This is a genomic window from Pseudoalteromonas luteoviolacea NCIMB 1944 (assembly GCF_001625565.1).
Lineage (GTDB): Bacteria > Pseudomonadota > Gammaproteobacteria > Enterobacterales > Alteromonadaceae > Pseudoalteromonas > Pseudoalteromonas luteoviolacea_F.
The window spans coordinates 1-18783 of sequence record NZ_AUXS01000050.1; the positions used below are offsets into that span (position 1 = coordinate 1).

Below are 18783 nucleotides of genomic sequence, written 5' to 3' on the forward strand. Positions count from 1 at the left end.
TTCAAACTTTTCTTTTGCCATTTTAAAATTTCCTATAAAGAAATTAAAGTCCAGTCCTAAGACCGGACCGAACTAAAATTACTTAACAGCGCGAGCTGCAATTATTGCGTCGGCAACGTTTTTCGCCGCTTCTGCGTACTTGGAAAATTCCATTGAGTACGAGGCACGACCTTGCGTTGCAGAACGTAAATCGGTTGCATAACCAAACATTTCAGACAGTGGGACTTGTGCATTTACAAGCTTAAGACCACCAAAAGCGTCTTCCATACCTTCGATCATGCCGCGACGACGGTTTAAGTCGCCTACTACGTCACCCATGTTTTCTTCAGGGGTAGTGACTTCAACTTTCATAACAGGTTCTAAAAGCACTGGTTGCGCTTCTAAAGCACCATTTCTGAAGCCCATTGAACCGGCGATCTTAAAGGCCATTTCATTTGAGTCAACATCGTGGAAAGAACCGTCAAATAACGTCGCTTTCACACCTAACAGAGGGTAGCCCGCAAGCACACCTTGTTTCATTTGCTCTTGAATACCTTTATCAACCGCTGGGATGTATTCCTTAGGAACCGTACCGCCTACGATTTCATTAACGAATTCGTAAGTAGGTGCGTCTTCATCAGAAAAGTCCATTGGTTCCAATTTCAGCCATACGTGACCATATTGACCACGACCACCAGATTGACGTACGAACTTACCTTCAGCTTCTACAGAGCCACGAATGGTTTCTCTGTATGCCACTTGCGGCTTACCAACGTTACAAACAACGTTGAATTCACGTTTCATACGGTCAACAATGATATCTAGGTGCAGTTCACCCATACCAGAGATGATCGTTTGACCTGACTCTTCGTCAGTTTCAACACGGAAAGACGGATCTTCTGCTGCTAGTTTACCTAGTGCAATACCCATTTTTTCCTGATCAGCGACTGTTTTTGGCTCTACCGCTACTGAGATCACAGGCTCTGGAAATTCCATGCGCTCTAATGTGATCACTGAATCTTGAGAACAAAGCGTGTCACCAGTGGTAACGTCTTTAAGTCCAATCGCAGCAGCAATATCACCAGCGCGAACTTCTTTAATTTCTTCGCGCGAATTTGAGTGCATCTGAACAATACGACCAAAACGCTCTTTTTTACCCTTTACAGGGTTATAAACAGAGTCACCTTGACCTACAGTACCAGAATAAACTCGGAAGAAAGTCAGTGTACCAACAAATGGGTCCGTCGCAATTTTAAACGCCAACGCCGAAAACGGCGCGTCGTCGCTAGCTGGACGAGTAGCTTCAGAATCATCCTCAAGGATACCCTGAATCTCTTTAACCTCAGTTGGTGAAGGCATGAATTCAATAACAGCATCAAGCACAGCTTGAACACCTTTGTTTTTGAATGCACTACCACAAGACATTGGCACAATTTCGTTGTTCAATGTCAGTTGACGAATCGCAGATTTAATCTCCTCTTCGCTCAACTCACCTTCTTCTAAATATTTGTCCATTAGCTCTTCAGTCGCTTCCGCTGCACTTTCAACTAAGTGAGAGTGCCACTCTTCAGCTAAATCCTGAAGGTCTGCCGGGATCTCTTCGTATGTGAAAGTCATGCCCTGGTCATCTTCGTTCCAGTTAATGGCTTTCATTTTGATGAGATCGATAACACCTTTAAATTCATCTTCAGCACCAATTGGTAACTGAATAGGCACAGGTGTCGCACCAAGACGGTCTTTCACCTGATCCACAACTGCCAAGAAATCTGCACCAGTACGGTCCATCTTGTTAACGAAGATCATACGAGGAACTTCGTATTTATTGGCTTGACGCCAAACAGTTTCTGTTTGTGGTTGTACGCCTGATGAAGCACAAAGAACAACAACTGCACCATCAAGTACACGCAATGAGCGTTCTACTTCGATAGTAAAGTCTACGTGTCCTGGAGTATCAATGATATTGATGCGATGCTCAGGGAACTGAGCATCCATACCTTTCCAGAAACACGTTGTCGCAGCAGAAGTGATGGTAATACCACGCTCCTGCTCCTGCTCCATCCAGTCCATAGTTGCAGCACCATCATGTACCTCACCAATTTTGTGAGACAGACCCGTGTAATAAAGTACACGCTCTGTGGTGGTGGTTTTACCTGCATCTACGTGAGCACAAATACCGATGTTACGATAGCGCTCAATTGGAGTAGTACGTGCCATAATATCCTCTTAAAGGTCTTGGGCAGATTACCAACGGTAGTGAGCGAATGCTTTGTTCGCTTCAGCCATACGGTGAACGTCTTCACGTTTCTTAACCGCAGTGCCTTTGTTTTCCGCAGCGTCAAGGATCTCTTGTGCAAGACGAAGACCCATTGACTTCTCGCCACGCTTACGTGCAGAGTCAACTAACCAACGCATACCTAATGCGTTGCGACGAACTGGACGTACTTCAACTGGTACTTGATATGTAGAACCACCAACACGGCGAGATTTAACCTCAACCGCAGGGCGTACATTTTCAAGTGCAGCTTCAAAGATTTCTAGGTGCGACTTGCCTGATTTATCAGCAGCCACGTCTAGCGCACCGTATACGATTTTTTCAGCAGTAGATTTCTTGCCGTCTAACATTACTACGTTAACGAATTTAGCAAGAAGTTCTGATCCGAACTTCGGATCTGGAAGAATTTTACGTTGACCTATTACGCGTCTTCTAGGCATTTTATCTCTCCGATATCTTCAGGTTCGTTTTTTTAAACGAATACCCAAAACAAATTATTCAATATTAAAACTTAAGTGCTTGGCCTTACTAACGGAGAACCATTAGCCCTTAGGACGTTTTGCACCGTACTTAGAACGACCTTGTTTACGATCGTTAACACCCGCACAGTCAAGCGCACCACGAACTGTGTGGAAACGCACACCTGGTAAGTCTTTAACACGACCACCACGGATAAGGATTACACTGTGCTCTTGAAGGTTGTGGCCTTCACCGCCAATGTAAGAAGTTACTTCGAAACCGTTCGTAAGACGAACACGCGCTACTTTACGTAGTGCAGAGTTTGGTTTCTTTGGTGTAGTTGTATATACACGAGTACATACACCACGCTTTTGTGGACAAGCTTTAAGAGCAGCAGAGTTGCTCTTTGTAACCTTGCTGCGACGTGGCTTACGTACTAGCTGGTTAATAGTTGCCATTAAATAGCTCCTGATTAGTTAAAATTACTACTGAAAAAATAAAATCGACCCAAATTTTCCTTCCATTTTAATGGAACGAATAAATGGGTGGCCGAATTTTAATGAGCAAAGATTAACCTGTCAATAAAAATCCATTTTACAGCGGTATTTTTCGTCGAATTTGTGCATTTTGAGGCTGTGCTTTTAACTCTAAGGTGATTTACGGCTTATCCTATTTTGCTAAATAGTGATATATCTCTCACCCAATATAGATTACACATCGTGCTCCTCGTACCTTTATCAGAGATTTACCAAAACGACAGATACTGACATGTGATTAAGACACCGCCATGACAAGTTGCTTTTTCTCCAATCTCGCTCAAATTGTATAGATCAAAAAGGCCGCCTTAGAGGCGGCCCTTTTAGTCAGACTATTTAGTCTCTAAAGCTTACTCGTTGCCGCCTAATAGGTCAGCGTTAAGTGCGTCTGTAAGCGCCTGAGACGCCTCTTCTGCACTTACTGTTTGCTCTTCAACTGGTAGCTCGCTTTCTTTGCGACGGTTAATACGCTCTTGGTGATACGCAAAACCAGTACCTGCTGGGATCAAACGACCTACGATAACATTTTCTTTCAGGCCGCGAAGCTCATCGCTCTTACCGTTTACAGCTGCTTCAGTTAGGACACGAGTTGTCTCCTGGAACGATGCCGCTGAGATGAACGATTCAGTTGCTAGTGATGCTTTAGTAATACCCATTAGCTGAATTTCGAATTTAGCTGGGATCTTACCTTGCTTCTCAAGCTCACGGTTTGCAATGTTAACGCGTGCAACCTCCGCTTGCTCACCTGCTAGGAACTCAGTGTCACCACCGTCAAGAATGATACACTTACGTAGCATTTGGCGAACAATTGTTTCGATGTGCTTATCGTTAATCTTTACACCCTGAAGACGGTAAACTTCCTGAACTTCGTTGGTGATGTAGTTAGATACATCTGTCACACCACGTAGACGTAGGATGTCATGCGGAGACTCAGGACCATCAGCAATGACTTCACCTTTAGCAACTTGCTCACCTTCGAACACGTTAAGCTGACGCCATTTCGGGATCATCTCTTCATATGCATCGCCTTGATCTGGTGTGATAACTAGACGTTTCTTACCTTTAGTCTCTTTACCGAAGCTCACAGTACCTGTGATCTCTGCAAGGATAGCAGGATCTTTTGGCTTACGTGCTTCAAATAAGTCAGCAACTCGAGGTAGACCACCGGTGATATCACGAGTCTTCGAACCTTCTTGCGGAATACGTGCTAATACGTCACCCGGCTGAACAGTTGCACCGTCTGTAATTTCAATCGTGGTGAATGAAGGTAGACGGATTTCCTGTAGGCCACGCTCTTCGTTTTCGATGATTAGCTTAGGCTCTTTTGCATTTACCTTAGCTAGATCTTTAACTACAACACGCGTTAGACCAGTTAGTTCATCAGTCTGAGCTTCTGTATTTGAGTCATCAATATCGCTGAACGATACTTTTGACTGGTGTTCGATAACGATTGGGTGACTATGCGGGTCCCAGTTAGCAACAATGTCGCTACCTTTAACTTCTGCACCATCTTGAACAGTCAGTACTGCACCGTAAGGTACCTTATAACGCTCTTTCTCACGGCCTTGCTCATCAATAACCGTAATTTCTGTAGAACGTGAAGTTACAACGATCTTGCCATCTGTATTAATTACAAATTTAGCGTTATGTAGCTTCATGCTACCGTTGTTTTTAACTTGTACGCTGTTTTCTGCAGATGCTCTTGATGCCGCACCACCGATGTGGAACGTACGCATCGTAAGCTGTGTACCTGGCTCACCGATTGACTGAGCTGCAATTACACCGACTGCCTCACCTGGGTTAATGATATGGCCACGTGCAAGGTCACGACCGTAACAGTTAGCACATACACCAAAGTCATTGTCACACGTGATTACAGAGCGAACTTTAACTTCATCTACTGAGTGCTCTTCTAAAAGGTCACACAGTTTTTCGTCAAGCATCACGTTACGTTCAACCAGTACTTCATCAGTACCTGGCTTACATACGTCTTCTGCAACAACACGACCTAGAACTCGCTCGCGAAGCGGCTCTACAACGTCACCACCTTCGATAAGTGGCTTCATTACTAGGCCTTCTAACGTGCCACAATCTGATTCGTTGATAACCAAATCTTGCGCAACGTCTACTAGACGACGTGTTAGGTAACCCGAGTTTGCTGTCTTAAGTGCGGTATCGGCAAGACCTTTACGTGCACCGTGCGTCGAGATGAAGTACTGAAGTACGTTTAGACCTTCACGGAAGTTTGCCGTGATTGGCGTCTCGATGATTGAACCATCTGGACGTGCCATTAGACCACGCATACCTGCTAGCTGACGGATCTGAGCGGCACTACCACGAGCACCTGAGTCGGCCATCATGAATACTGAGTTGAAAGAGTCTTGTTGCTCTTCTTCACCCTGTGCATTCACAACTGTATCTTTCGATAAGTTCGCCATCATTTCACGTGATAGGTTTTCGTTAACACGTGACCAGATATCGATTACTTTGTTGTACTTTTCACCCGCAGTTACAAGACCTGATTGGAACTGTTGGTTAATCTCTGCAACTTCAGCTTCTGCACGCTCGATGATTTCAGTCTTCGTAGGTGGAATAACCATATCGTTAATACCGATAGATACACCTGACTTCATCGCATAGTGGAAACCTGTGTACATCACTTGGTCAGCAAACACAACCGTGTCTTTTAGACCTAGGCGACGGTAACACTCGTTAAGAAGACCAGAGATCTGCTTCTTACCTAGCGCTCTGTTGATTAGCTCAAACGGAAGGCCTTTTGGCATGATCAATGAAAGGATCGCACGACCTACTGTTGTATCAACAATGTGAGTTTTTTCCGAACGCTCGCCAGTTTCTTCGTCAACAATAGTTTCTGTTAGACGAACTTTAACACGTGCGTGAAGCTCTGCTGTACCTGTACGGTATGCTTTTTCAGCTTCTTTCGGGTCTTTAAACGCAATGCCTTCACCTTTTGCATTGATGCGATCGCGCGTCATGTAGTAAAGACCTAATACAACGTCCTGTGAAGGTACGATGATAGGCTCACCACTTGCAGGTGAAAGGATGTTGTTTGTAGACATCATTAGTGCACGAGCTTCTAGCTGTGCTTCTAATGTTAACGGTACGTGTACCGCCATTTGGTCACCATCGAAGTCAGCGTTATACGCCGCACACACCAACGGGTGTAGGTGGATTGCTTTACCTTCGATTAGAACCGGTTCAAATGCTTGGATACCAAGTCTGTGAAGTGTAGGAGCACGGTTCAATAGAACTGGGTGTTCACGGATCACTTCATCAAGTACGTCCCAAACCTCTGGTACTTCACGCTCTACCATCTTCTTCGCAGCTTTGATGGTAGTAGCCATGCCACGGCGCTCTAGCTTACCGTAGATAAATGGCTTGAATAGCTCTAGTGCCATCTTCTTCGGAAGACCACACTGGTGAAGTTTAAGCGTTGGACCAACTGTGATTACAGAACGGCCTGAGTAGTCAACACGCTTACCTAGAAGGTTTTGACGGAAACGACCTTGTTTACCTTTGATCATGTCTGCAAGCGACTTAAGAGGACGCTTGTTAGAACCTGTGATCGCACGACCACGACGACCGTTATCAAGTAGTGCATCTACCGCTTCTTGTAACATACGCTTTTCGTTGCGTACGATGATGTCTGGTGCAGCTAGGTCTAGTAGACGCTTCAGACGGTTGTTACGGTTGATAACACGACGGTATAAGTCGTTCAGATCTGAAGTCGCGAAACGACCGCCATCTAGTGGTACTAGTGGACGAAGATCTGGTGGAAGTACAGGTAGTACGCTCATGATCATCCACTCAGGGTTGTTACCTGATTGGTGGAACGATTCCATAAGCTTAAGACGCTTAGTAATTTTCTTACGCTTAGTCTCAGAGTTAATTGTTGGTAACTCTTCACGCATTTCTGCGATTAACTGACCAAGGTCTAGTTCGCGAAGTAGATCAAGTACAGCTTCTGCACCCATCTTCGCTTCAAACTCATCACCGTGCTCTTCTAGTGCATCTAGGTACTCTTCTTCACCTAATAGCTGGCCACGCTCAAGCGTTGTCATACCAGGCTCTGTTACTACGAATGATTCGAAGTAAAGTACACGCTCGATGTCACGAAGTGTCATATCAAGCATTAAGCCGATACGAGACGGTAATGATTTAAGGAACCAAATGTGCGCTACTGGGCTCGCAAGCTCAATGTGACCCATGCGGTCACGACGCACTTTAGTAAGTGTAACTTCTACGCCACACTTTTCACAGATAACACCGCGGTGTTTTAGTCGCTTGTATTTACCACACAAACATTCGTAATCTTTTACTGGGCCGAAAATACGGGCACAGAATAAGCCATCACGCTCAGGCTTGAAAGTACGGTAGTTGATTGTCTCAGGTTTCTTTACTTCACCGTATGACCATGAACGAACCATGTCTGGAGAAGAAAGACCAATGCGAATTGCATCGAATTCTTCGGTCTTATTTTGTTGCTTCAGAAACTTAAGTAAGTCTTTCACCTTAGCTCTCCTGTCGGAGTTAATCTTGAGGGCAAGCTGCGCTCACCCCTTCATTCTTTACAGTTACAGTCCGGGTTGGCAGCTCAACTGAGCTGCCGGTCGGATTAACTTTCTTCCAACTCGATGTTGATACCTAGCGAGCGGATTTCTTTCAACAATACGTTGAATGACTCTGGCATACCCGGTTCCATCTTGTGGTTACCGTCTACGATGTTCTTATACATCTTAGTACGACCATTTACGTCATCCGACTTAACTGTCAACATTTCCTGTAGTGTATAGGCAGCACCGTATGCTTCTAATGCCCATACCTCCATCTCACCGAAACGCTGTCCACCGAACTGTGCTTTACCACCCAGCGGCTGCTGAGTAACTAGGCTGTAAGAACCCGTTGAACGTGCGTGCATCTTGTCGTCTACTAAGTGGTTTAGTTTCAGCATGTACATGTAACCAACAGTTACTTTACGCTCAAATGCATCACCCGTACGGCCATCATAAAGCGTTACCTGACCACTTGATGGGTAACCACCAAGCTCTAGTAGCTCTTTGATTTCGCTTTCTTTAGCACCATCGAATGCCGGCGTTGCGATTGGTAGACCACCCTTAAGGTTATTTGCTAGGCGACGAACTTCGTCATCTGAGAATGTAGCAATGTCTACTTCTTGACGACAGTCGCCAAGGTCGTACGCTTTCTTGATGAAGTCACGCAGCTCATGTAGCTCTGCTTGCTCTTTCATCATATCTTCGATGCGCTCACCGATACCGCGTGCAGCAAGACCCATGTGTGTTTCAAGGATCTGACCGATGTTCATACGTGATGGTACACCTAGTGGGTTAAGAACGATGTCTACCGTACGACCTCTTTCGTCATATGGCATATCTTCTACTGGTACGATTGTCGAGATAACACCTTTGTTACCGTGACGACCAGCCATCTTATCACCCGGTTGGATACGACGTTTAACAGCTAAGTACACTTTAACAATCTTAAGTACGCCCGGCGCTAAGTCATCACCTTGTGTGATCTTGCGACGTTTGTTCTCAAACTTCTTGTCGTATTCCGCTTTCAGTTCATCGTACTGTGCAGCTAACTGTTCAAGTTCAGCTTGTTGTGCTTCGTCTGCTAGGCTCTGAGTCAGTAGCTTCTCAGCATTTAGAAGTGCAATTGCATCTTCGTTTTGACCAGATTCAACTAGTAGTTTACGAGCACGAGTTAAAATGCCACCTTCAAGGATCTTGAATTCTTCATTGAAGTCTTTCTTCGCTTCGCGAAGCTGCATTTCTTCAACTTCAAGTGCGCGCTTGTCTTTTTCAACACCATCGCGAGTAAACACTTGAACGTCAATAACTGTACCAGAAACCGAGTTAGGCACTCGTAGAGAGCTATCTTTAACGTCAGAAGCTTTCTCACCGAAGATTGCACGTAGTAGCTTTTCTTCAGGCGTAAGCTGTGTTTCACCTTTAGGCGTTACTTTACCTACTAGGATATCGCCGCCTTTCACTTCGGCACCGATGTATACAACACCTGACTCATCCAGTTTACCAAGTGCAGACTCACCTACATTAGGGATATCAGCAGTGATTTCTTCTGGACCTAGCTTAGTATCACGTGCAATACACTGAAGCTCTTGGATATGGATCGTGGTTAGACGATCTTCTTGTACAACTCGCTCTGAAAGTAGGATTGAATCCTCGAAGTTGTAACCATTCCAAGGCATGAACGCAACACGTAGGTTTTGACCAAGTGCCAAGTCACCTAAGTCCGTAGAAGGACCATCAGCAAGTACGTCACCGCGTACAACTGGCTCACCAACCATACAAGTTGGTTTTTGGTTAATACATGTGTTTTGGTTCGAACGCGTGTATTTAGTTAGGTTGTAAATGTCGATACCCGCTTCACCAGGAACGCGCTCATCTTCATTTACGTTAACAACGATACGGCTCGCGTCAGCATATTTTACGACACCACCACGTTTAGCAACGATTGTTACACCTGAATCTTTTGCAAGTGTACGCTCGATACCGGTACCTACTAACGGCTTATCAGCGCGTAGTGTTGGTACTGCTTGACGTTGCATGTTCGATCCCATCAATGCACGGTTCGCATCATCGTGTTCAAGGAATGGGATTAGTGCCGCAGCCACAGAGATAACCTGCTGTGGAGATACATCCATATACTGGATGCTGTCGCTAGGCATAAAGGTTGATTCACCTTTATGACGACATGGAATTAACTCTTCTGCAAACTGGTTCGCTTCAGTCAAGTTTGTATTCGCCTGTGCGATTACGAATTGACCTTCTTCGATTGCAGATAAGTAATCAACTTCGTCAGTCACTACGCCATCAACAACTTTACGATAAGGAGTTTCCAAGAAACCGTAGTCATTTGTGCGTGCGTACGTCGACAATGAGTTGATTAGACCGATGTTTGGACCTTCAGGCGTTTCGATTGGACAAACACGACCGTAGTGCGTTACGTGTACGTCTCGAACTTCGAAGCCTGCACGTTCACGTGTCAAACCACCCGGACCTAACGCAGAAATACGACGTTTGTGCGTAACTTCTGAAAGCGGGTTGTTTTGGTCCATGAACTGTGACAACTGAGAAGAACCAAAGAATTCTTTAACAGCTGCAGAAATCGGCTTAGCGTTGATCAAATCTTGTGGCATCACGTTATCTAGGTCACCTAGACTTAAACGCTCACGTACAGCACGTTCAACACGTACTAGACCAACACGGAATTGGTTTTCAGCCATTTCACCAACAGAACGAATACGACGGTTACCTAAGTGGTCGATATCATCCACTTCGCCTTTACCATTACGAATGTCGATAAGAACTTTCATAACAGAAACGATGTCTTCTTTGCTCAGTGTGCCTGGGCCTGTATCTGAATCATAACCAACACGGCTATTGAACTTCATACGACCTACTGTTGATAGATCATATCGTTCATCAGAGAAGAATAGGTTGTCGAATAAAGCTTCAGCAGCTTCTTTCGTTGGTGGCTCGCCTGGGCGCATCATACGGTAGATTTCTACCAATGCTTCAAGACGATTAGAAGAAGAATCAATACGAACTGTCTCTGACATGTACGCACCGCTGTCTACTTCATTGATGTAAAGCGTATCGATCTTAGTGTGACCCGCTTTCACAAGCTCAGCCATCAACTCAAGCGACAATTCAGCGTTCGCTTCAGCGATGATCTCACCTGTTGACTCATCGATGTAGTTTTTAGCAACTACGCGACCAATGATGTACTCATGCGGTACTTCAAGTTGCGTAATGCCTTTTTTCTCGATGTTTTTGATATGACGAGCTGTGATACGACGGCCCTGTTCAACCAATACTTCACCGTCTGCATCTTTGAAATCAAATGCAGCCGTCTCACCACGTAGGCGAGATGGTACTAGTTCCATCATCACTTTACCGTTTACAACTTCAAAACCAGTTGTTTCAAAGAACAGCGCTAGAATTTCTTCAGTTGTGAATTCTAGTGCGCGTAAAATGATTGAAGCCGGTAACTTACGACGACGGTCAATACGAACGAAAAGGTTATCTTTTACATCAAATTCAAAATCTAACCATGAACCACGGTAAGGGATAACACGTGCATTATAAAGCACTTTACCCGATGAATGAGATTTACCGCGGTCGTTATCAAAGAATACACCCGGTGAACGGTGTAGCTGAGAAACGATAACACGCTCGGTACCGTTGATTACGAAAGTACCTGTGTCTGTCATGAGCGGGATCTCGCCCATGTAAACTTCTTGCTCTTTAATGTCTTTGACTGTACCTGGAGCTTCTTTGTCCATAAGTACAAGACGTAATTTAACGCGTAGTGGAGCAGAATAAGTCACGCCGCGAATTTGACATTCTTTTACATCGAATACTGGTTCTCCGATACGGTAACTCACGTATTGAAGTTCAGAATTGCCCGAGTAGCTTTTGATAGGGAATACAGAACGGAATGCAGCTTCCAATCCAGTATCGCCATCCGCGTCCGGCGTAATGAATTTTTTAAACGATTCCAACTGCGTTTGCAAAAGGAAAGGTATATCCAAAACTTGTGGACGTTTACCAAAATCCTTACGGATACGTTTCTTTTCAGAATAAGAGTAAGCCATGGGGTTCCTCAGCTTGCTGATCTTTGACCCAACCTGTTCATGCAGAACAGCATTCATTGGCATCTAAGCCATGATAACAACATCTAAATTGTCTACCTAAACCCAACAGTTTCCCAAAAGGTTTAAATTATTGAAAAACTTGAAGAATTTAGGTTTTTATTGCGCAATAGTAATACTTTCGCTCTAGAGCGCAAAAGGGCCGGTGATTAAAAAATCACCAGCCCTTGCCTGATTTCTCAGGCAGCGAACCTAGCGTATGCTAGATTACTTGATCTCAACTTCAGCACCAGCTTCTTCAAGATCTTTCTTAAGTGCTTCAGCTTCTTCTTTAGAAACAGCTTCTTTGATTGGCGCAGGAGCAGACTCAACAAGAGCTTTTGCTTCTTTAAGGCCAAGACCAGTTGCACCACGTACAGCTTTGATAGCAGCAACTTTGTTACCGCCAGCGCCAGCTAGGATTACGTCGAACTCAGTCTTCTCTTCAGCAGCTTCAGCAGGACCAGCAGCAACAACAGCAGCAGCTGCAGTTACGCCGAATTTTTCTTCCATTGCTTCAACTAGTTCAACAACTTCCATTACTGACATTTCAGCAATCGCGTCAAGGATTTGGTCTTTAGTTACAGACATTTTAAGTTTCCTAATTAATCACGAACCCATGAGGTTCAAAAAAATTTATTGATGAAAGTGTAAAAGGTGCGATTAAGCAGCTTCTTCAGCTTTCTGAACACGTACAGCTTCAATTGTTTTAACCAATTTACCAGCTGACGCTTCTTTCATAGCGCTCATTAAGCGTGCAACAGCTTCGTCGTAAGTAGGTAGCTTAGCAAGCATATCTACGTCAACAACATTGCCTTCAAATGCAGCCGCTTTCAGTTCGAACAACTCGTTTTTCTTTGCGAAATCAGCAAAGATACGAGCAGCAGCACCTGGGTGCTCTGAAGAGAAAGCGATTAGGCTTGGGCCTACTAGCGATTCGTTAAGGCACTCATAATCAGTACCTTCAACAGCGCGTTTTGCAAGCGTGTTACGGACGACTTTCATCCATACGCCTGCTTCACGAGCTTCTTTACGAAGCGCAGTGATAGCATCTACTGTTACACCACGAGAATCTGCAACTACTGCAGATAGAGCACCTTTGGCAGCTTCGTTGACTTCAGCAACAATTGCTTTTTTGTCTTGAAGATTTAAAGCCATGGGTGTTACTCCTGGTTAATATGGGAACAAGTCCCCAGTTCTACTTTACTCACAGCCAACTGGCCATGAGCTGCTTTTTACGGCGAGAACCAGAAGATTAGGAAAAATCTAGCTGGGATTCACACCGTCTACGTAGGGAGATTAAGTAACAAAGTTACACCTACGGTCTTGGACGGAAACGCAATTTATCGATTTTATTGTAGACCAAATTTGATAAACAACTGTTCGAAATTATGCGCTTCAACCCGAATTCTTTGCTTCGTTGGAAGTGACTTCTCAACGAAATGGCGCAAAATTATAGTCTAATTTTTACGCCATGTAAACGCTAAAATCTAAATTACGCTAGTTGCGTGTTTAGAGTAGCTTGGTCTACAGCAACACCCGCGCCCATAGTCGTTGAGATGCTTACTTTCTTCAAGTAAGTACCTTTCGCTTGAGAAGGCTTAGCCTTCTTAAGAGCAACGATAAGTGCTTCTAGGTTTTCTTGAAGCTGGTTAGCGTCAAAGTCAACCTTACCGATTGTTGTGTGGATGATACCGTTCTTGTCGTTACGGTAACGAACCTGACCAGCTTTTGCGTTTTTAACTGCTTCTGCAACGTTAGGTGTTACAGTACCAGTTTTAGGGTTAGGCATAAGACCACGTGGACCTAGGATTTGACCTAGTTGACCAACAACGCGCATTGCATCTGGAGAAGCAACAACAACGTCAAAGTTCATTTCGCCTTTCTTAACCTGCTCAGCAAGGTCTTCCATACCTACTAAATCAGCACCAGCTTCTTTAGCAGCGTCTGCGTTAGCACCTTGAGTGAATACAGCAACGCGTACTTCACGACCAGTACCGTGTGGTAGTACAGTTGCACCACGTACGTTTTGGTCTGATTTACGAGCATCGATGCCAAGGTTTACAGCAACGTCAACACTTTCTGTGAATTTAGCAGTAGCTAGTTCTTTAAGAAGAGCAACAGCTTCGTTGATTTCGTATTCTTTAGTTACGTCAACTTTTTCGCGGATTACGCGCATACGCTTAGTTAATTTAGCCATTCTCAATTACCCTTCTACATTCAAGCCCATTGCACGTGCAGAACCTGCAATCGTGCGTACAGCTGCGTCCATATCAGCAGCAGTAAGGTCAGGACGTTTAGTCTCAACAATCTCTTCTAGTTGTGCACGTGTTACAGTACCAACTTTCTCAGTGTTTGGACGGCCAGAACCAGACTTGATACCTGCAGCCTTCTTAAGAAGGTAAGATGCAGGTGGAGTTTTCATATCAAAAGTGAATGAACGGTCGTTGTAAACAGAAATGATTACAGGAACCGGTGCGCCTTTCTCGATAGACTCTGTACGTGCGTTGAACGCTTTACAGAATTCCATGATGTTTACACCGTGTTGACCTAGTGCAGGACCTACTGGAGGACTAGGGTTAGCCATACCAGCAGCAACTTGTAGCTTGATTAAAGCTTCAACTTTTTTAGCCATGTTAATAACCTCGTTAAATGGGTCTTAGCCTTGTGCGCGCGAGGACGCGTACTCAAACGGCTTCCCGATTAAAAAATTCGTACTTTTTGCAGTTAGCATAGAGCTAGCTACAAAAAGGCCGCTGATTATAGTTTAATCAGCGGCCTTTTTCAATTACTTTTTGCAATAGTACAAAAATAATGCAAATTAGGTATCTTGCTCTACTTGGCCAAATTCTAAGTCAACAGGCGTTGAACGACCAAAGATAAGTACTGATACTTTTAAGCGGCTCTTTTCGTAGTCCACTTCTTCAACTACACCGTTGAAATCTGCAAATGGACCATCGATAACACGAACCACTTCACCCGGTTCAAATAGCGTCGCAGGCTTAGGTGCTTCTGCGTTCTCTTGAAGACGGTTAAGAATACGATCAGCTTCACGCTGACTAATTGGTGCAGGACGATCAGATGTACCGCCAACAAAGCCCATTACACGTGGTGTGCTATTCACCAAGTGCCAAGTTGCGTCGTTCATCACCATTTGAACAAGGACGTAACCTGGGAAGAATTTACGCTCAGACTTGCGCTTTTGACCAGCACGCATCTCTACAACTTCTTCTGTAGGTACTAGTACTTCACCGAAGTCTTCTTCTAAGCCTTCAATTTTAATGTGCTCGATAATTGTTTGAGCAACGCGCTTTTCAAAACCAGAAAACGCCTGAATTACGTACCAACGTAATTTCTTTTCTTTGTTCTCATCCGACATGGGATCAGATCTCCAATCCAGTTAAAAAGCCAACAGCACGGAATAGCAAGCCATCTAATCCCCAAAGGATAAGTGCCATCACTACTGTTGCTGCCATCACGATAATTGTAGTATGTGTTGCTTCTTGACGCGTAGGCCATACAACTTTACGAACCTCAATACGAGACTCTTTTGCAAATGCAATAAAAGTACGACCTTTTTCAGTTGTCGCTGCGATACCTAAAGCGGCACCCACTGCAACTACAACACCGACGGCGCGAACCAACGCAGACATGTCTGCATACATATAGTTACCAACTACTGCGCCAGTGAGTAGTACAACTGCAACTAGCCATTTTACCGTGTCCATCGAGCTAGACGGGTTTTCAACATTAGTGCTCATAATTGTTTTACCTTAAATACAGACACAACAACCCTGTCTAAGACAGGGTTAATCCATTAAATCCAAATTTATAAATAAGCGACTTAAACTGCACATTATTTTAAATTGGGACTAAAAAGTATTGAGTGGCAGGGGCGGCAGGACTCGAACCCGCAACCATCGGTTTTGGAGACCGCTGTTCTACCAATTGGAACTACGCCCCTGCAAAGTGGATGCCCATTATACTGACGAACAATCTGAAAACAAGTGTAAAAGTTATACATCGTGTGATTTTCACAACTTTTGTTTTTCAATCAGTTATTCACAAGTGCGTCACGGCATCACATTTTGTTATTTTAAAGCCCAAAACTGAATAATTCAGCCGCTTTGATTAAATACAGCACAACCTATATTGGGTACGTAGCAGAAAATATCAAGGTCTCGGTTCAAAGTGAGCGATGAAATGGAGCAAGAGTCTCGTTTTTTGTTAACGTTTATCTGTTTAAAGACACTCGCCTCGAGCAACAACCCCTTTTACATCGGCGAGCAAACTAGATGCGCCAAACCTGAAATTGGCTTTTTCTACCCACCCTTTTCCCATAATCTGGCAAGCAACGTCAAGGTAAGGACAGGCCTGTGCAACCGTTTTAACCCCACCTGCGGCTTTAAAGCCAACAGGTTTGCCGTTAACTTTAATACGCTCTAACATCACCTTAGTCGCTGTTAGAGTTGCGTTAACAGCTACTTTCCCGGTACTGGTTTTTATAAAATCGGCCCCGGCTAGTATTGCGATATCACTGGCTTGCGCGATCAATTCTGGCGTGTCTAGCACACCACTTTCAATGATCACTTTTAACTGCACGGACTTGCCACATAGTTCTTTACTTGAGCGCACATATTGCCATGGTGTATCGGGATCTCCCGCGATAACTTGGTTATATGGCATTACTAAGTCAATTTCGTCAGCGCCGTCATCAATGGCTTGCTGAGTCTGTGCTAACACTTGCGAAAGAGGTTGTTCACCACAAGGAAAGTTTGTCACTGTTGCCACTTTAACGCTATGCCAGCCCCGTGATGACAGGTGCATTTTACACAGCGCCACAAATTGAGGATAAACACATACAGCAGCGGGCAATGCGACATCTTCGTCTATACTATCAAGCATCTCTAAGATGCTTTTTTCAGTATCATCTTCATTGAGCGAAGTTAAATCCATTAGTTCAAGCACGTGCTTTGCAACTGCGGCAGTGACTTGATTATTTGTACTCATGAGATCTCCTTAGGGCGCAAACCATCGAATAGGTTTGTCACTATCAATCTTATCCATTTACAGTGTGTTCAAGTTAAATGGATTATTTGGCCACCCTACAGGACATTTGTCCGCCCCAGTGCAGCTTTGACATCTTCACACTCAGCACTGTGTTATTTTCATGTTCCATTATATCTCATAACCAATCGCTATAAGTTGCTAATATGGATACATTTTGCTCTCTAGACCTTGAAATATAAGCCTTAAACCAAAATCAAAGTCTGTATATAACTTTTAGTTATATATTTTGGGTTAATATTATTTTTTTGTATTTAAAGGCCGATATATTCTGCCCTCCTACTAAGTCATTTTAGTTGGCTTAAATCAAGGTTATGCATTTAGGGGCGAGTACAGTGCAATATTTACCGATATTTACCAAGTTAGACGATAGGCCAGTGCTAGTTGTCGGCGGTGGAGATGTAGCTTTACGAAAATGTCAGGCATTTTTGAAAGCCCGCGCACAGGTGACGGTTGTCGCTCCTGAATTTTGTACTGAGCTTACTGAATTAGCAGCACAAGAGCAGTTAACCTTAGTAAAAGAGTACTTCGACACTCACCACGTACTAGGTATGATGCTGGTCATTGCTGCAACTGACAATGAAGCTGTCAATCAAGCAGTGTTCGACGCAGCTAACGCACAGAATATCTTTGTGAACGTGGTAGATGACCAGCCTAAATGCGGGTTTATCTTTCCATCGATTGTCGACAGAGATCCAATTACCATTGCGATTTCAAGTGCAGGTACAGCACCTGTATTAGCACGTAGAATTAGAGAAAAGCTCGAAACAGTTATTCCACATCATACAGGCAAGTTAGCACGTCTTGCCGGTGACTTTAGAGATCAAGTTAAAGCGAGATTTAAAAGCTTCTCAGACCGTCGTCAATTTTGGGAACGCGTGTTCGATTCGAGTGTCGTTAGTAAAGTGCAGACTGGTGATGAACAAGGCGCACAACAGCAACTAACTGAGATGCTTACTCAACCGAGTAAACTCGAAGGCGAAGTTTATGTAGTCGGCGCGGGCCCTGGCGATCCAGAGCTTCTAACAATCAAGGCTTTACAACTAATGCAGCAAGCAGACGTTGTCGTTTATGATTACCTTGTATCAGACGAAATCATGGATTTAGTGAGACGTGATGCTGACCTCGTCTGTGTTGGTAAAAGAGCTGGTAACCACAGCGTAAAACAAGAAGATACCAATCAAATGCTGGTCAACTTTGCCAAGCAAGGTAAAAAAGTTTGCCGTATCAAAGGCGGTGACCCATTTATTTATGGCCGCGGTGGTGAAGAAGTTCAGGTATTAGCGCAACATGGCGTTAAGTATCAAATAGTACCAGGTATCACAGCAGCCGCAGGGTGCAGCGCTTATTCAGGGATACCGCTTACGCACAGAGATCATGCGCAGGCAATTCAGTTTGTAACGGGTCATTGCAAAAAAGATGGCCAAGAGCTTGATTGGCGCGGTTTAGCTCAACCAAATCAGACTTTGGCTGTATACATGGGGGTAATTAAATCCCCTCATATCCAAGCCAAACTTCTAGAGCATGGTAGAGCGCCTGAAACCCCTATTGCCATTGTTGAAAATGGTACACGTCAATCGCAGCGTGTTGTTAGAGGCACACTAAGCGAATTGGCAGAAAAAATAGAGCAGCACGATATTCAATCGCCAGCACTTTTGATCATTGGTGAAGTGGCTGCATTACATGAAGAATTAGCGTGGTTTGGGCAATCAGAGCAAGTAAGTAGCTTTGCACAACCCATTACCCAAGTAGCTTAACCGTATTAATTTAAT

General features: G+C 44.3%; 13 protein-coding genes and 1 tRNA gene. 1 reads left to right on the plus strand and 13 read right to left on the minus strand.

What is annotated here, in order from left to right; translation table 11 throughout:
- Window positions 1-78: 78 nt before the first annotated feature.
- From fusA to deoC, 13 genes are all read right to left on the minus strand, one after another.
- On the minus strand, window positions 79-2193 hold the full coding sequence (gene fusA, locus N483_RS18795) for an elongation factor G (protein ID WP_023400581.1): 2115 nt from the start codon (window positions 2191-2193) through the stop codon (window positions 79-81).
- Window positions 2194-2220: 27 nt separating this feature from the next.
- A complete protein-coding gene (gene rpsG / locus N483_RS18800; RefSeq protein WP_023400582.1) occupies window positions 2221-2691 on the minus strand; it encodes a 30S ribosomal protein S7 in 471 nt (156 codons plus the stop codon).
- Window positions 2692-2793: 102 nt separating this feature from the next.
- A complete protein-coding gene (gene rpsL / locus N483_RS18805) occupies window positions 2794-3168 on the minus strand; it encodes a 30S ribosomal protein S12 (protein ID WP_010387308.1) in 375 nt (124 codons plus the stop codon).
- A gap of 428 nt (window positions 3169-3596) precedes the next feature.
- Window positions 3597-7778, minus strand: a complete 4182-nt coding sequence (gene rpoC, locus N483_RS18810) for a DNA-directed RNA polymerase subunit beta' (RefSeq protein WP_023400583.1) — start codon at window positions 7776-7778, stop codon at window positions 3597-3599.
- A gap of 104 nt (window positions 7779-7882) precedes the next feature.
- On the minus strand, window positions 7883-11908 hold the full coding sequence (gene rpoB, locus N483_RS18815; RefSeq protein ID WP_023400584.1) for a DNA-directed RNA polymerase subunit beta: 4026 nt from the start codon (window positions 11906-11908) through the stop codon (window positions 7883-7885).
- Window positions 11909-12172: 264 nt separating this feature from the next.
- On the minus strand, window positions 12173-12535 hold the full coding sequence (gene rplL / locus N483_RS18820) for a 50S ribosomal protein L7/L12 (RefSeq protein ID WP_023400585.1): 363 nt from the start codon (window positions 12533-12535) through the stop codon (window positions 12173-12175).
- A 72-nt stretch (window positions 12536-12607) separates the two neighbouring features.
- Window positions 12608-13102: a 50S ribosomal protein L10 gene (gene rplJ / locus N483_RS18825; RefSeq protein WP_023400586.1), complete on the minus strand. Its 495-nt coding sequence runs from the start codon at window positions 13100-13102 to the stop codon at window positions 12608-12610.
- Between the two features lie 337 nt (window positions 13103-13439).
- Window positions 13440-14144 (minus strand): 50S ribosomal protein L1, encoded by a 705-nt coding sequence (gene rplA / locus N483_RS18830; protein WP_023400587.1) that lies wholly within the window; start codon window positions 14142-14144, stop codon window positions 13440-13442.
- Between the two features lie 6 nt (window positions 14145-14150).
- Window positions 14151-14579, minus strand: a complete 429-nt coding sequence (gene rplK, locus N483_RS18835; protein WP_010387320.1) for a 50S ribosomal protein L11 — start codon at window positions 14577-14579, stop codon at window positions 14151-14153.
- A 186-nt stretch (window positions 14580-14765) separates the two neighbouring features.
- On the minus strand, window positions 14766-15323 hold the full coding sequence (gene nusG, locus N483_RS18840; protein ID WP_023400588.1) for a transcription termination/antitermination protein NusG: 558 nt from the start codon (window positions 15321-15323) through the stop codon (window positions 14766-14768).
- 4 nt (window positions 15324-15327) lie between these two features.
- Entirely contained in the window at window positions 15328-15705 is a 378-nt protein-coding gene (gene secE / locus N483_RS18845) for a preprotein translocase subunit SecE (RefSeq protein ID WP_023400589.1), read from the minus strand.
- Window positions 15706-15831: 126 nt separating this feature from the next.
- A tRNA-Trp gene (locus tag N483_RS18850) sits at window positions 15832-15908 on the minus strand.
- Window positions 15909-16186: 278 nt separating this feature from the next.
- Window positions 16187-16954, minus strand: coding sequence for a deoxyribose-phosphate aldolase (gene deoC, locus N483_RS18855; RefSeq protein WP_023400590.1), 768 nt, complete (start codon window positions 16952-16954; stop codon window positions 16187-16189).
- A 392-nt stretch (window positions 16955-17346) separates the two neighbouring features.
- Here deoC and cysG point away from each other — a divergent pair, with 392 nt between their 5' ends.
- Window positions 17347-18768, plus strand: a complete 1422-nt coding sequence (cysG, locus tag N483_RS18860) for a siroheme synthase CysG (protein ID WP_036976789.1) — start codon at window positions 17347-17349, stop codon at window positions 18766-18768.
- The last annotated feature ends 15 nt before the right edge of the window (window positions 18769-18783 follow it).